The sequence below is a fragment of the Nocardioides albidus genome (assembly GCF_006335005.1).
Classification (GTDB): Bacteria; Actinomycetota; Actinomycetes; order Propionibacteriales; family Nocardioidaceae; genus Nocardioides; species Nocardioides albidus.
In genome coordinates this window covers 94,030-107,212 of sequence record NZ_VDMP01000024.1, presented here as the reverse complement: position 1 = coordinate 107,212, position 13,183 = coordinate 94,030, and the positions used below count along the sequence as shown (strand labels likewise).

Below are 13,183 nucleotides of genomic sequence, written 5' to 3'. Positions count from 1 at the left end.
GCTACTTCTTGCCGCGCTTGGACCGTGCCTGGCGCACCGGCTGGTTGCGGCCGGCGCTGCCGCTCGGGTTGACCGGCCGGCTGTTGGCGGGGACCACGCGGCCCTTGCCCGTCGCGTCGGTGTTGGCGGAGGTACGACGGGTCGCGGGCGTCTCGTCGACCTCGATCTCGATCTCGTCCTCGAGCAGCTCGTCCGGGATCGCGTCGGAGTCCTCGACGCCGCGCCGCGGAGCCACGGCGTCGTCGGTGGCGACGGGGACCGACGCGTAGCGGTCGGCGAGGGCGCGCTGCTTGGCCTTGGCGCGGCGCGCCTGGACCTGCATCTCGCTCTCCTGCATCTTGAGGTGGACCAGCACGCGCGGGGCGAGCATCACCGAGGAGTAGACGCCGACGCCCATGCCGACGAACTGGGCGAGCGCGAGGTCCTGCAGCGAGCTGGCGCCGAGCTGGACGGCGGAGACGTAGAGGATCGCGCCGATCGGGATGAGCGCCACGATCGAGGTGTTGATCGAGCGCACCAGGGTCTGGTTGACGGCGAGGTTCGCGGCGTCGGCGTACGACTGGGTGTTCTTGCGCAGGACGGTGGTGTTCTCCTTGACCTTGTCGAACACCACCACTGTGTCGTAGAGCGAGAAGCCGAGGATCGCCAGCAGGCCGGTCACCGCGGCAGGTGTCACCTGGAACCCGGAGAGGGCGTAGACGCCGACGGTCAGCATGACGTCGTGGATCAGCGCGACGAGCGCCGCGAACGACATCCGCCACTCGCGGAAGTAGGCCCAGATGAACAGGACGACCAGGAGCAGGAAGATGCCGACGCCGATGGCGGCGCGCTTGGCGACCTCCTGGCCCCAGCTGGGGCCGATGTCCTGGACGGACAGGTCGCCCTCGCCGACCTGCGGGAACTCGTCGTGCACCAGGGCGGCGATCTCCCCGCGCTGCTTCTCGGTGAGGTTCTCGACCTGGATGGTCAGCGACGAGTCGCCCTCGGTCGTGACCGTGGGGTTCTCGGCGTTCTCGATGCCCGAGTCCTTGACCGTGGTGCGCAGGTCGTCGGCGGTCGACTGGGTCGCGTTGCCGGCGCCCACCGGCACCGACACCGTGGTGCCGCCGGTGAACTCGACGCCCATGTTGAGCGGCTTGAGGAAGAGCACCAGCACCGCGGCCGCGACCAGGGCGCCGGAGACGGCGTAGAAGAGCCAGGGCCTGCCGACGAAGTTGATCGACCTGCGGCCCTGGTAGAGCTCGTTGCCGAGCCGGGACATCCTGCCCATCAGGCGTCACCTCCCGCGACGGCCGTACGACGAGGGCGAGAGGGCGTGACGTCCATGCCCAGCGTCTCCTTGCTGAGGCCGGACAGCTTGTGTCCGGAGTTGAAGACCTTGAACTGCGCCAGCCAGGACACCATCGGCTTGGTGAACCAGAACAGCACCGCGAGGTCGATGAGGGTGGTGAGGCCGAGCGCGAAGCCGAAGCCCTTCACCGCACCCGTCGCGAAGATGTAGAGCACCAGGGCCGACAGGATCTGGACGGTGTTGGCCGCGACCCGGGTGACCCGGGCGCGGGCCCACCCGGTCTCCACCGCGACCCGCATCGACTTGCCCTCGCGCATCTCGTCGCGGATGCGTTCGAAGAAGATGACGAAGGAGTCGGCCGTGATGCCGACCGCGATGACCAGGCCGGCGATGCCGGGCAGGGTGAGCGTGAAGCCGGCGGTCTTGCTCAGCAGCAGCACCATCGCATACGTGACGGCCGCCGCGACGAACAGGGAGGTGACGACCACCAGGCCGAGCCCGCGGTAGTAGAAGAGGCAGTAGAGCATCACCAGCACGAGACCGATGGCGCCCGCCGTCAGGCCGGCGGAGAGCTGGTTGCCCGCCAGGGACGGGCCGATCTCCTCCACGGAGGTCTGCTTGTCGTTGAACTTGATCGGCAGCGCACCGAACTTGAGGCTGTTGGCGAGGTCGAGCGCCTCCTGCTCGGAGAAGTCTCCCTCGATCTGCGAGCGGCCGTCGGTGATCACGCTGTTGAGGACCGGGTAGGTCAGGACCTGGGCGTCGAGGACGACGGCGAACTGCTCGTCGGTCCCGGCGAACGCGCGGGTGACGGCCTCGAAGTCGGCCGCCGCGCCCGTCGAGCCCTTGGGGTGGGCACGGTCCTTGCTGTTGCCCATCTCGATGGCGACGACCCAGCCGACGCCGTTCTGCGGGGTCTGCGCGCTGGCGTCGTCGAGCTCGGTGCCCTCGACCACGGAGCGGCTCAGCAGGAACTTGATGACGCCGGTGTCCTTCTCCGGCTTCGAGCACGCGACGAGCGACTTGTCGGGGTCGTCCGGCAGGTCGGCCGGCTTGCCCTCGGCGTCGACGAGGACACCCTTCTCGTCGCAGGAGTACGTGTTGTACGCCGTGATCGCTTCCTGGTCGGGGCTGCGGGACCACGCGATGTCGTCCTTGACGGTCCACTTCTTGCCGTCGGCGCCCGGGTCCTCCGCGGTCGGCGTGGTGCCCGGAGTCGCCCCGTCGGTCGGCACGTCGGTCGGCACGTCGGTCGGCACGCCGGTGGGGGCGTCCGTCGAGGCGGTGGCGCCGTCGGCCGGCTGGTCAGTGGCTCCGCCGCTCGGCTTGTCAGTGGCGCCGTCGGTGGGGTCGTCCTCCGCCAGGGAGAGGGGGGCGCGGCCCAGGCCGCCGCCCAGGCCACCCGTGCCGGCGCCGGAGGTGTCGCAGGCGGCGGGACGGATGTCGGAGCAGGCGACGAGGCGGAAGCGCAGCTGCGCCTGCCGCTTGACCGTCTGCTCGAGCCGGTCGCGGTCCTTGGTCTTGCCGGGGACCTCGACCACGATGTTGCGGCCGCCCTGGGTCGTGACCGCGGCCTCGGCGACGCCGGAGCCGTTGACCCGCTGGTCGATGATGCGCCGCGCCTCGTCGAGGTTCTCCTTGGTGGGAGCCTTCTCGGCGGTCAGCGTGATCCGGGTGCCGCCCTGCAGGTCGAGGCCGAGAGCGGGGCGCCAGGGGGTCTCCGGCTCGTCGACACTGGCCTGTGAGAGCGCGGTGAGGCCGTAGAGGATGGCGAGGCCGAGGAAGAAGGCGATCAGGTTGCGCCCGGGGCGCGGACGGCGGGACGCCATGGCTCAGCGCTCCTCTTCGTCGTCGGGACGATCGGTGGGGACGTCGGTCGCGGCCTCGGCGCTCTGCGGAGCGGGCGCAGGGTCGCGGCGTACCGACGCCACCGCGCCGCGCACGACCCGGATCACCACGCCGGGAGCGATCTCGAGCTCGAGGTGGTCCTCCGCCGTGCCGACGATGGTGCCGAAGACGCCGGACGTCAGCATCACGTCGTCGCCCACGGTGAGGGCCGCCTGCAACGAGGCGGCCTCCTTGCGCTGGCGCGAGGCAGGGCGGATGATCAGCAGCCAGAAGATGGCCGCGATCGCCACGATCGGCAGCAGGGACAGCGCGTCTTTCACAGACAAACCTCTCCAAAGGGCACGGACGGACACCGCAGGACGAAGCCGTCCCCGGGACCGACAGGCAGTGTAGCCACGGACCCCTGCGCCGCACGGATCGACGGGCGAATCCGCGCCGGCCCACTCATCCCCCGGCCGCGTCAGTCCTCGAAGAGGGTGGGACCGCTCTCGTCGTAGGGCAGGGCCGGAGGAGCCAGCCCGAGGTGGGTCCACGCAGCGCGCGTCGCGATCCGGCCGCGGGGGGTGCGGGCGAGGAAGCCGTTGCGGACCAGGAAGGGCTCGGCGACCTCCTCCACGGTCTCGCGCTCCTCCCCGACTGCGACGGCGAGCGTCGAGACGCCGACCGGTCCTCCGCCGAAGCGGCGGCACAGGGCGTCGAGGACCGCGCGGTCGAGCCGGTCGAGACCGAGCTCGTCGACCTCGTACAGGTCGAGCGCCGCCTGGGCGACGGGCCGGGTGACGACGCCGTCGGCGCGGACCTGGGCGTAGTCGCGAACCCGTCGCAGGAGCCGGTTGGCGATGCGAGGGGTGCCACGGGAACGGCCGGCGATCTCACCCGAACCGTCGGGAGCCAGGTCGACGCCGAGCAGGTCGGCGGAGCGGCGCACGATCCGGTCGAGCTCCTCGGGCTCGTAGAACTCCAGGTGGGCGGTGAAGCCGAACCGGTCGCGCAGCGGCCCGGGCAGCAGCCCGGCGCGGGTCGTGGCTCCGACGAGGGTGAACGGCGGCAGCTCCAGCGGGATGGCGGTCGCGCCCGGACCCTTGCCGATCACGACGTCGACGCGGAAGTCCTCCATGGCGAGGTAGAGCATCTCCTCGGCCGGCCGCGACATCCGGTGGATCTCGTCGACGAAGAGGACCTCGCCCTCGTTGAGGCCCGACAGGATCGCGGCGAGATCACCGGCGTGGGTGATGGCCGGTCCGCTGGTGATCCGCAGCGGGGCGTTCATCTCGTGGGAGATGATCATCGCCAGGGTGGTCTTCCCCAGCCCCGGCGGACCTGACAGAAGCACGTGGTCGGGCGCCCTCCCCCGCTGTCGGGCGGCCTCGAGGACCAGGCCGAGCTGGTCGCGCACCCGCGACTGCCCGACCACCTCGTCGAGGCTGCGCGGGCGCAGCGCGGCCTCGACGGCGCGCTCGTCGCCCTCGGCCTCGGCCGCGGTCAGGGAGCGGAGATGGACCTCCTCGGCCGCCTCCAGCTCGTCCTCGTGGAAGGGCATGGCTCAGGTCAGCCTCTCGTCAGGCCTTGGACAGCGAGCGCAGGGCTGCGCGCAGAAGGGATCGTACGTCGGGCGCCGCACCCGCCTCCCCGGCCACCGCGTCGACCGCCTTGTCGGCGTCCTTGGCGTTGTAGCCCAGGCCGACCAGCCCCTGGTGGACCTGCTCGCGCCAGGCGGCAGGGGCGCCCGCCGCGGCAGCGGTCGTGCCGGTCGGCACGCCGATGCGGTCCTTGAGCTCGAGGATGATCCGCTGGGCGCCCTTCTGCCCGATGCCCGGGACCTTGGTCAGGGTGCGGACGTCGTCGGAGGCGATCGCGGTGCGCACCCCGTCGGGTGAGAGCACCGCCACGATCGCCTGCGCCAGCTTCGGCCCGACGCCGGACGCGGTCTGCACCAGCTCGAACACCGCCTTCTCGTCCTCGTCGGCGAAGCCGTAGAGGGTCAGCGAGTCCTCGCGCACGATCATGCTCGTGGGCAGGGTCGCCGAGGAGCCGGTGCGCAGCTGGGCCAGCGTGCCCGGCGTACACATCAGCTCGAGGCCGACGCCCCCGACCTCCACCACGGCGCTGTTGAGGGTGAGTGCGGCCACCTGGCCGCGCACGAACGCGATCAACTGCCCTTGCCTCTCATCGACTGAGTCCTTCCCGCGGCTGCCAGGGCCGCGTCGATCCGGGCCTGCGAGCCGCCACGCCAGATGTGGGTGATCGCCAACGCGAGCGCGTCGGCGGCGTCGGCCGGCTTGGGCATGGCGTCGAGGCGCAGGATGCGGGTGACCATCGCCCCGACCTGGGCCTTGTCGGCGCGGCCGTTGCCCGACACCGCCGCCTTCACCTCGCTGGGCGTGTGGAGAGCGACAGGCAGTCCGCGCCGGGCGGCGCACACCATGGCGATGCCGGCCGCCTGGGCGGTGCCCATGATGGTGCTGACGTCGGAGCGAGCGAAGATCCGCTCGATGGCGACGGCGTCGGGGGCGTACTCGTCGAGGCGGGCGTCGATGCCCTTCTCGATGGTCACCAGCCGCTCGGGGACGCCGAGCTGGGCCGAGGTCCGCACCACGCTCACGTCGACCAGCGCGAGCGGACGCCCCAGGGAGCCCTCGACCACGCCGAGCCCGCAGCGGGTCAGCCCCGGGTCGATCCCCAACACGCGCACGCCACTACCTTTCGCCCGAACATGTGTTCGGAGCCAACGTACGGCGACCGGGCATGTCACCGAAGGTGACACGCCGGAGGGTCAGTCCTCCAGTTGGTCGAGGACCTCGTCGGGGATGTCGGCGTTGGAGAAGACGTTCTGCACGTCGTCGAGGTCGTCGACGGCGTCGACCAGCTTGAAGACCTTGCCCGCGGCGACCGGGTCCGCGACGGGGATGTCCATGGTGGCCACGAACTGGATGTCGGCGGAGTCGTAGTCGATGCCGGCGTCCTGCAGGGCGGTGCGGACCGCGACGACGTCGGTGGCCTCGGACTGCACCTCGAAGCTGTCGCCGAGGTCGTTGACCTCCTCGGCGCCGGCGTCGAGCGTCGCCTCGAGCAGGTCGTCCTCGGTGACCTCCCGTGCCTCCTGCCTCTTGGCGACGACGACCACGCCCTTGCGGGTGAACAGGCGCGAGACCGAGCCGGGGTCGGCCATGGTGCCCCCGTTGCGGGTGACGGCGGTGCGGACCTCCATCGCGGCCCGGTTGCGGTTGTCCGTGAGGCACTCGACGAGGAGCGCGACGCCCTGGGGGCCGTAGACCTCGTACATGATGGTCTCGTAGTCGACACCCCCGCCCTCGAGGCCGCCGCCGCGCTTGACCGCGGAGTCGATGTTCTTGTTGGGGACCGACTGCTTCTTCGCCTTCTGGATGGCGTCGAAGAGGGTCGGGTTGCCGGACGGGTCGGGGCCACCCATCTTCGCGGCGATCTCGATGTTCTTGATCAGCTTCGCGAAGAGCTTGCCGCGCTTGGCGTCGATCGCGGCCTTCTTGTGCTTCGTGGTCGCCCACTTGGAGTGGCCAGACATCAGTGCTCCTGATCCATAGGTCCCGACAACAGCCGCGAAGTCTATCCGGCCACCAGATCGAGGAAGACCCGGTGCACCCGCCCGTCGCCCTCGACCTCCGGGTGGAAGGAGGTGGCCATCAGTCGTCCCTGGCGTACGGCGACCGGGTGCCCCTGCGCCTCGGCGAGGACCTCGACACCGGGGCCGGTGCGCTCCACCCACGGCGCGCGGATGAACACGGCGTGCACCGGGTCGGCCAGGCCGGCGAACGCCAGGTCGGCCTCGAAGGAGTCGACCTGCCGGCCGAACGCGTTGCGTCGCACCGTGACGTCGAGCCCGCCGATGGTCTCCTGATCGGCGGTCCCGCCCTCGATCCGGTCGGCCAGCAGGATCATCCCCGCGCAGGTGCCGAAGGTCGGCATGCCCTCGCGCACGCGGGACCGCAACGGCTCGAGGAGCTCGAAGGTCCGCGCGAGCTTGGCCATCGTGGTGGACTCGCCGCCCGGCAGCACGAGGCCGTCGCAGCGCGCGAGCTCGGCCGGTCGTCGGACGGGGAACGCGTCGGCGCCGAGCGCCGTCAGGGTCTGGAGGTGCTCGCGCACGTCACCTTGCAGCGCGAAGACTCCGATCGAGGGCATGGGCACCGATCGTAGTGTCGCGTCTCGCCAGGCTTCCCAGCGCGGGCAGGAAACAGCAGGACACGAGCACGACCCACCACCACAGCGGGATCCGCGGATGCATCGAGATGCCGTAGCGGCCGGCGTCGTCGCGATGCGTGATGAGGACCGAGCCGACCTCCCCGTCGCGTAGGTCGACGTGCGGGCCGCGGTGGGCTTGGAGCCGGACGGGCGCCAGCCCGGTCGAGACATAGGTCGCCCGCGCGCCGCCCGGCACCTCGGCGAACCCGAGCTCCTGGGCCCGGATCAGCGGTCGGTGCACCACGATCGCGACGCTCAGCACGAGGGCGGCGCCGACGATCCCCACGGGTAGTCGCCAGGACCGCTCGCGGACCGACCACACGACCAGCCCCAGCAGCAGGCCACCGCCGAGCAGGACCGGCGCGGCGACGACGAGCCAGCCCACGCCGTACCAGGTCATCACGACGCGGCCGACGAGATCGTCGCCGCCGACCCGCCAGGGGTCCCGCGAGGAGATCTCGCCCTGGGTCTCGAAGGTCCCGTCGCGGTGGATCGCGGCGATCCGGTGGCTGTAGCTGAGCTCGGCCTGGCCGGGCGGGTGGAAGGTGACGAAGTCGCCGACCCGCAGCGCCGAGGGGCTCACCGGCTCGACCCACAGCAGCGAGTTGACGGGCGCGACGGTCCCCATCGATGCCGTCTCGACCCGCTCCCAGCGCCCTCCGCCCATCCGCCAGGCGCCGCCGGCCACCACCCCCGCGACCAGCAGGCCCAGCAGGGACCACTGCAGGACGGTGAGGACGCGGCGTCGGCTCGGACTCATGCCAGGAACACGTCCCCGACGTCACCGCTCCACTGCATCGCCATCGTCCAGCCGGTCGCGGGGCTGGTGCCGTAGGTGAAGGTCATCGGCACGTACAGCCGCAGCCCGGTGATGTCGGTGCTGTGGCCCGCGCCGCGGGTGGTGCTGACGGTCAGGCCCTGGGTCTGCCCGGCAGCGGGTGCCGTGATCGTGCGCGGGTTGTTGCCCGGAGCGACCAGGCTTGTGAGGCTGGTCGAGGCGACGGTGACGGCCGGGTTCGTGAAGGTGAGGCTGACGTTGACCTGGCCACAGGGGTTCGCCATGGTGCCGGGCAGCGCCCCGGCGTACGTCGTCACGCCGTCGTCGTCCAGCATCCAGATCGACGCGATGCCGGACTGTCCAGCCAGGGACGTGCGATAGGACGCCGCGGACACGGCGGCGGACAGCGACGAGACGGTCGCGGCGGACAACGCCGTCGTCGCGTTGACGAAGGCTCCGGACAGGGCGCCGTGGAAGTAGGCCGACGTCGGGGCGCTCAGCCCGGTGAAGTCGGCCCATCCCAGATGCCAGTAGCCGGTGGCGCTGGTCAGCAGGGTGAGCCCGGACTCGGTGGCCACGAGCGCACCGTCGACATAGAGCCGCACCGTCTTGGTCAGGGTGATCACGCCGGTCGTGTCGACGGTGATGACGGCCAGATGCCATCCCGAGGCGTAGGCCGCGGGGCTGACGCCTGTCACCGGCCCCAGAGTCCCGCTCGCGGCGAACCTCACGTGTCCGGTCGTGTCGAGCCAGACCGCGGGGTCCCCCGCTCCCGAGGTGGCATTGGCGCGGCTCGCGTCGAGGCTGATCAGGCCGCCGCCCTGTGCGTCCTCGGCCCTGAACCACACGCCGATGGTGTAGCTGCTCGACAACAGCCCCAGCAGACCGGTGCCGCCCGTGCCGACGAGGTCGGTGGCGTAGCCCGAGCCGCTGAAGGACGCCGCCGCCGTGGTGCCCCACGGGTCGGTCCGCTGGAAGGCGACCGTGTTGCGCGGCAGCATCGGGTCCGTCGCCTGCTGGCTGTTCGCGAAGCGGACCGGCGCGCACGAGGACGCCGTCAGGCTCTGCGTGATCGCGCGGCCGCTGGTGTTGGTGATCGCGTCGGTGCTGCTCGCCGGGGCGCCCGTGGCGGGAGTCAGCGTCGACGGACAGGCGACGGTGGTGCGGCGCGGACCGCCGGCGCAGGTGGTCGCGCCGTAGGCGTGGGTCACCGACAGCATGCCCGCGGCCGCGGTGTCCGTCGTGTTCCCGACCGACGCAGCCGACCAGCCGGACAGCGTCCCGGACGTCCCGGCGACCAGGCCGAGCAGCGCGACCGCCGCGACCAGCAGTGACCACCGGCCCGGCCGGGTCATTTGCTCAGGGTCCAGCTCAACGGGTGGCTGACCGTCACGCCCTGGTCGAGGACGGAGGCGTTGGCGGGCAGCGCCACGGTGAACCGGCAGGTGGCCGACGCGCCCGCGGCGAGGCCCGCGGCGTGGGTGAGCGTGGGGATGCTGGACGCCGCGCCGGCCGGGTAGACGAGGTCGGTCCAGGCGGATCCGGGGGCGTACGTCGATCCGTTCGAGCAGCTGACCGCGACCGTGAGATCGGTCGTGCAGAGGTTGTTGGGCGTCGGCGTACCGGTCGACGGGCTGGACGTGCACGTGCCCGGCGTGAGCACGAAGCTGGACCCGTTGGCCGCCCCGAGGTTGGTGAACACGACGTCCGCCACCTGGCTGCCGCCCGGCGCGAGGGGCGTGGAGGTGCCGCCGTACTTGTTGATCGTGGTGCAGGTCGAGGTGTTGGCGACACCGTCGCTGGAGCGGCAGGTCTGCGAGGAGTGGGAGGCGGTCCCGTCCGGCCCCACCTCCTGGAGGATCACCGCCGTCGTGCTCGCGACGGTGTTGGTGTCGTTGCTGAGGATCGCGCTCGTCCAGTCCGACAGCGTGCCGTTGACGCTGAGGACCATCAGGGTGGCCGCGACGGCACAGGCGCCGAGCACCAGTCCCCGTGGGCCGGGGCGGAGCCGCCGCCTGTCGGCGCGCCTGCGCGCTGCGTGCGTTGCCATCCGAGCCTCCTCAGCTCAGCGTCCAGACCAGCGGTTGGGTCGCCACCTGGCCGCCGACCTGCGGTGAGGCGGAGGCAGGGAGGGCGACGTCGAAGGTGCAGTCGGTGGACTCCCCCGCGGCCAGCGTGGTCACGACCGGCAGCTCGGCGAGCGCCGACAGAGCCACCGGGGTGGCCGTCGTGTCGACGGTGCTGGGCGTGGTGCACACCACGGTGACCGTGGCGACATCGCACAGGTCGGCCGACGCGGTCGGACTGCCGGCGGAGGTGGCGCAGGTGCCGGGCGTCAGCGTGAGGCCGCCGCTCGCGGTGCCTGTGTTCTCGAGGCTGACGGTCACCGTCTGGTGGTCGCCGGGTCCGAGCGGGACCGCGGTGCCGCCGTACTTGTCGATCGTCGAGCAGGTCGCGCTGTTGCCGGCGCCGCCGCCGTCGGTCGAGCTGCAGACGACGCTGCCGGGACCGGTCTCCTGGAGGATCAGCGACTGGGCCGCCTCCACGGTGTTGGCGTCGTTGGTGACGATCGCCTTCGTCCAGCTCGACAGGGTCCCGCTGATGCCGAGGACGAGGATGACCGCGGCCGCCGCCCCCGCGGCGGCGAGCAGGAGGCTGCGGCGGCGCCGTGGGTCACGAGGGTGAGAGGTGGTCATGTCCGTTCATCGGCGCACCTGCGGACCCCCTGAGCCATTCGCCAGGCGAACGTGACGAACGACCACCGAGGCCGTGGCGCCGCTCACGCAGCGCCACGGCCTCGGGTCGATCAGTGGCCGGCGGGACCGGGCCCGCCGGTCGTCACCAGCCGCGCTCGGAGAGGCGGTGCGGCTGGGCCAGCTCCTCGACGTTGATGCCGACCATCGCCTCGCCGAGGCCGCGGGAGACCTTGGCGACCACGTCGGGGTCGTCGTAGAAGGTGGTGGCCTTGACGATCGCCTCGGCGCGCTGGGCGGGGTTGCCCGACTTGAAGATGCCGGAGCCGACGAACACGCCCTCGGCGCCGAGCTGCATCATCATCGCCGCGTCCGCGGGGGTCGCGATGCCGCCGGCGGTGAACAGGACGACCGGCAGCTTGCCGGTGCGGGCGATCTCGACGACCAGGTCGTACGGCGCCTGGAGCTCCTTCGCGGCGACGTACAGCTCGTCGTCGGCCAGCGAGCCGAGCCGGCGGATCTCGGCGCGGATCGTGCGCATGTGGGTGACCGCGTTGGAGACGTCGCCGGTGCCGGCCTCGCCCTTGGAGCGGATCATCGCCGCGCCCTCGGTGATCCGGCGCAGCGCCTCGCCGAGGTTGGTCGCGCCGCACACGAAGGGGACGGTGAAGGCCCACTTGTCGATGTGGTTGGCGTAGTCGGCCGGGGTGAGAACCTCGGACTCGTCGATGTAGTCGACGCCGAGCGACTGCAGGACCTGGGCCTCGGCGAAGTGCCCGATCCGGGCCTTGGCCATCACCGGGATCGAGACGGCCTCGATGATGCCGTCGATCATGTCGGGGTCGCTCATCCGCGACACGCCGCCCTGGGCCCGGATGTCCGCCGGGACCCGCTCGAGCGCCATCACGGCGACCGCGCCGGCGTCCTCGGCGATCTTCGCCTGCTCCGGGGTGACGACGTCCATGATGACGCCACCCTTGAGCATCTCGGCCATGCCGCGCTTGACCCGGGTGGTGCCGTGCTCCTGCTGCTCGCTCATGGCTCCGATTCTACGGCCGTGAGCCGGCTCGCTACGCCGGGGGCTCCCCTGCGGACGGGCCCTCGGACGCCAGGGCCTGACGGCGTACCTTCAGGACCCTGAACGCGACCGTGTAGGTGCTCGCGAGCGCGAGCGCCCAGAGGGCGACGTAGAGCAGGACCGGCAGGTCGAAGATGTCGGAGAGGCCCGTCATCACGAGGATCGCGACGAGGCGGTCGGCGCGCTCGGCCAGCCCGCCCTTGGCATCCATGCCGAGCGACTCTGCGCGCGCCCGGGCGTAGGACGTCACGGAGCCCATCACCAGGCACCACAGCGTCACGCAGAGATAGAGATAGCTGTCGCCCTGGCCGTGACCCGTGCCTGCGAAGTAGAGCGCGAGGCCGCCGAAGATCGCGCCGTCGCCGATCCGGTCGAGGGTGGAGTCCCAGAAGGCGCCGAACTTCGAGACCCGGCCGGTCTCGCGAGCCATCCGGCCGTCGATCAGGTCGCTGAACACGAACGCGGTGATCACCAGCACGCCGATCAGCAGCTCGCCCTGCGGGAAGAAGATCAGCGCGCCGGCGCTGACGCCGATGGTGCCGACCAGGGTCACCGTGTCGGGGCTGATGCCGAGATGGATGAAGAGCCGTACGACCGGGTGCAGCACGGTCCCGGCCCAGAACTCCTTGAAGCGTTCCAACACGGGGAGCGAACCTACTCGATGGTCACTTGGTGAGCCCTATTGCCACACGGCCGCGAGCAGGTCGCGGGTCTCGCCCAGCAGCTGCGGGAGCGTCTTGGTGCCGCCGATGACGGTCATGAAGTTCGCGTCCCCCGACCAGCGGGGTACGACGTGCTGGTGGAGGTGGCCCGACAGCGACCCGCCGGCCGCTCCGCCGAGATTGAGCCCGACGTTGAACGCGTGGGGCTGCGAGACCGCGCGGATGGCCTGCAGCGCCGCCTTGGTGAGGGAGGCGAGCTCGGCCGTCTCGTCGTCGTCGAGGTCCACGTAGTCCGCGACGTGCCGGTAGGGCAGCACCATCAGGTGACCGGGGTTGTAGGGGTAGAGGTTGAGCACCACGTAGGCCGTCTGTCCGCGGACGACGACCAGCTCGTCGTCGGTCGAGGTGCCGGGGTCGGCCGTGATCCGGCAGAACGGGCAGGCCGGACGGGGCTCGGCGTGCGCGGGCGGGTCGGTGTCGTCGGTCTCCCCGCTGACATAGGCCATCCGGTGCGGGGTCCACAGCCGCTCCAGGCCGTCGGGCCCGGTGGGGGCGGGGTGGTTCATGCCTCGTCCTCGGTGTCGGTCTTGGTGTCGGTGTCGGTGTCGGTGTCGC

General features: G+C 71.4%; 15 protein-coding genes. All 15 read right to left on the bottom strand.

The features are described from left to right. Position 1: 1 nt before the first annotated feature. Complete coding sequence (gene secF / locus FHP29_RS11420; protein WP_139622988.1) at positions 2-1,270, bottom strand: protein translocase subunit SecF; 1,269 nt, start codon at positions 1,268-1,270, stop codon at positions 2-4. Further along, positions 1,270-3,120 (bottom strand): protein translocase subunit SecD, encoded by a 1,851-nt coding sequence (gene secD / locus FHP29_RS11415; protein ID WP_139622987.1) that lies wholly within the window; start codon positions 3,118-3,120, stop codon positions 1,270-1,272. Before secD ends, secF begins: the two co-directional genes overlap by 1 nt. Positions 3,121-3,123: 3 nt before the next feature. Continuing rightward, positions 3,124-3,459, bottom strand: coding sequence for a preprotein translocase subunit YajC (gene yajC / locus FHP29_RS21700; RefSeq protein WP_158296548.1), 336 nt, complete (start codon positions 3,457-3,459; stop codon positions 3,124-3,126). A 140-nt stretch (positions 3,460-3,599) separates the two neighbouring features. Next, complete coding sequence (gene ruvB, locus FHP29_RS11405; RefSeq protein ID WP_139622985.1) at positions 3,600-4,679, bottom strand: Holliday junction branch migration DNA helicase RuvB; 1,080 nt, start codon at positions 4,677-4,679, stop codon at positions 3,600-3,602. A 19-nt stretch (positions 4,680-4,698) separates the two neighbouring features. Then, a complete protein-coding gene (ruvA, locus tag FHP29_RS11400; protein ID WP_139622984.1) occupies positions 4,699-5,292 on the bottom strand; it encodes a Holliday junction branch migration protein RuvA in 594 nt (197 codons plus the stop codon). Further along, positions 5,289-5,822: a crossover junction endodeoxyribonuclease RuvC gene (ruvC, locus tag FHP29_RS11395; protein WP_240044484.1), complete on the bottom strand. Its 534-nt coding sequence runs from the start codon at positions 5,820-5,822 to the stop codon at positions 5,289-5,291. Before ruvC ends, ruvA begins: the two co-directional genes overlap by 4 nt. A gap of 90 nt (positions 5,823-5,912) precedes the next feature. Beyond that, on the bottom strand, positions 5,913-6,680 hold the full coding sequence (locus tag FHP29_RS11390; protein ID WP_139622982.1) for a YebC/PmpR family DNA-binding transcriptional regulator: 768 nt from the start codon (positions 6,678-6,680) through the stop codon (positions 5,913-5,915). A gap of 41 nt (positions 6,681-6,721) precedes the next feature. Beyond that, on the bottom strand, positions 6,722-7,297 hold the full coding sequence (gene pdxT, locus FHP29_RS11385) for a pyridoxal 5'-phosphate synthase glutaminase subunit PdxT (RefSeq protein ID WP_139622981.1): 576 nt from the start codon (positions 7,295-7,297) through the stop codon (positions 6,722-6,724). Continuing rightward, positions 7,263-8,117: a S26 family signal peptidase gene (locus FHP29_RS11380; protein WP_139622980.1), complete on the bottom strand. Its 855-nt coding sequence runs from the start codon at positions 8,115-8,117 to the stop codon at positions 7,263-7,265. Before FHP29_RS11380 ends, pdxT begins: the two co-directional genes overlap by 35 nt. Next, complete coding sequence (locus tag FHP29_RS11375) at positions 8,114-9,490, bottom strand: LamG domain-containing protein (RefSeq protein WP_139622979.1); 1,377 nt, start codon at positions 9,488-9,490, stop codon at positions 8,114-8,116. The genes FHP29_RS11380 and FHP29_RS11375 overlap by 4 nt, the downstream gene beginning before the upstream one ends. Further along, positions 9,487-10,185 (bottom strand): hypothetical protein, encoded by a 699-nt coding sequence (locus tag FHP29_RS11370; protein ID WP_139622978.1) that lies wholly within the window; start codon positions 10,183-10,185, stop codon positions 9,487-9,489. The genes FHP29_RS11375 and FHP29_RS11370 overlap by 4 nt, the downstream gene beginning before the upstream one ends. 10 nt (positions 10,186-10,195) lie before the next feature. Beyond that, the gene (locus tag FHP29_RS11365; RefSeq protein WP_139622977.1) at positions 10,196-10,831 is read right to left on the bottom strand and encodes a hypothetical protein; all 636 of its coding nucleotides are present in this window, start codon (positions 10,829-10,831) and stop codon (positions 10,196-10,198) included. A 142-nt stretch (positions 10,832-10,973) separates the two neighbouring features. Next, positions 10,974-11,867 (bottom strand): pyridoxal 5'-phosphate synthase lyase subunit PdxS, encoded by an 894-nt coding sequence (gene pdxS, locus FHP29_RS11360; protein ID WP_139622976.1) that lies wholly within the window; start codon positions 11,865-11,867, stop codon positions 10,974-10,976. A gap of 31 nt (positions 11,868-11,898) precedes the next feature. Further along, positions 11,899-12,549, bottom strand: a complete 651-nt coding sequence (pgsA, locus tag FHP29_RS11355; protein WP_139622975.1) for a phosphatidylinositol phosphate synthase — start codon at positions 12,547-12,549, stop codon at positions 11,899-11,901. Positions 12,550-12,585: 36 nt separating this feature from the next. Beyond that, the gene (locus FHP29_RS21695) at positions 12,586-13,134 is read right to left on the bottom strand and encodes an HIT family protein (RefSeq protein WP_158296547.1); all 549 of its coding nucleotides are present in this window, start codon (positions 13,132-13,134) and stop codon (positions 12,586-12,588) included. Between the last annotated feature and the right edge of the window lie 49 nt (positions 13,135-13,183).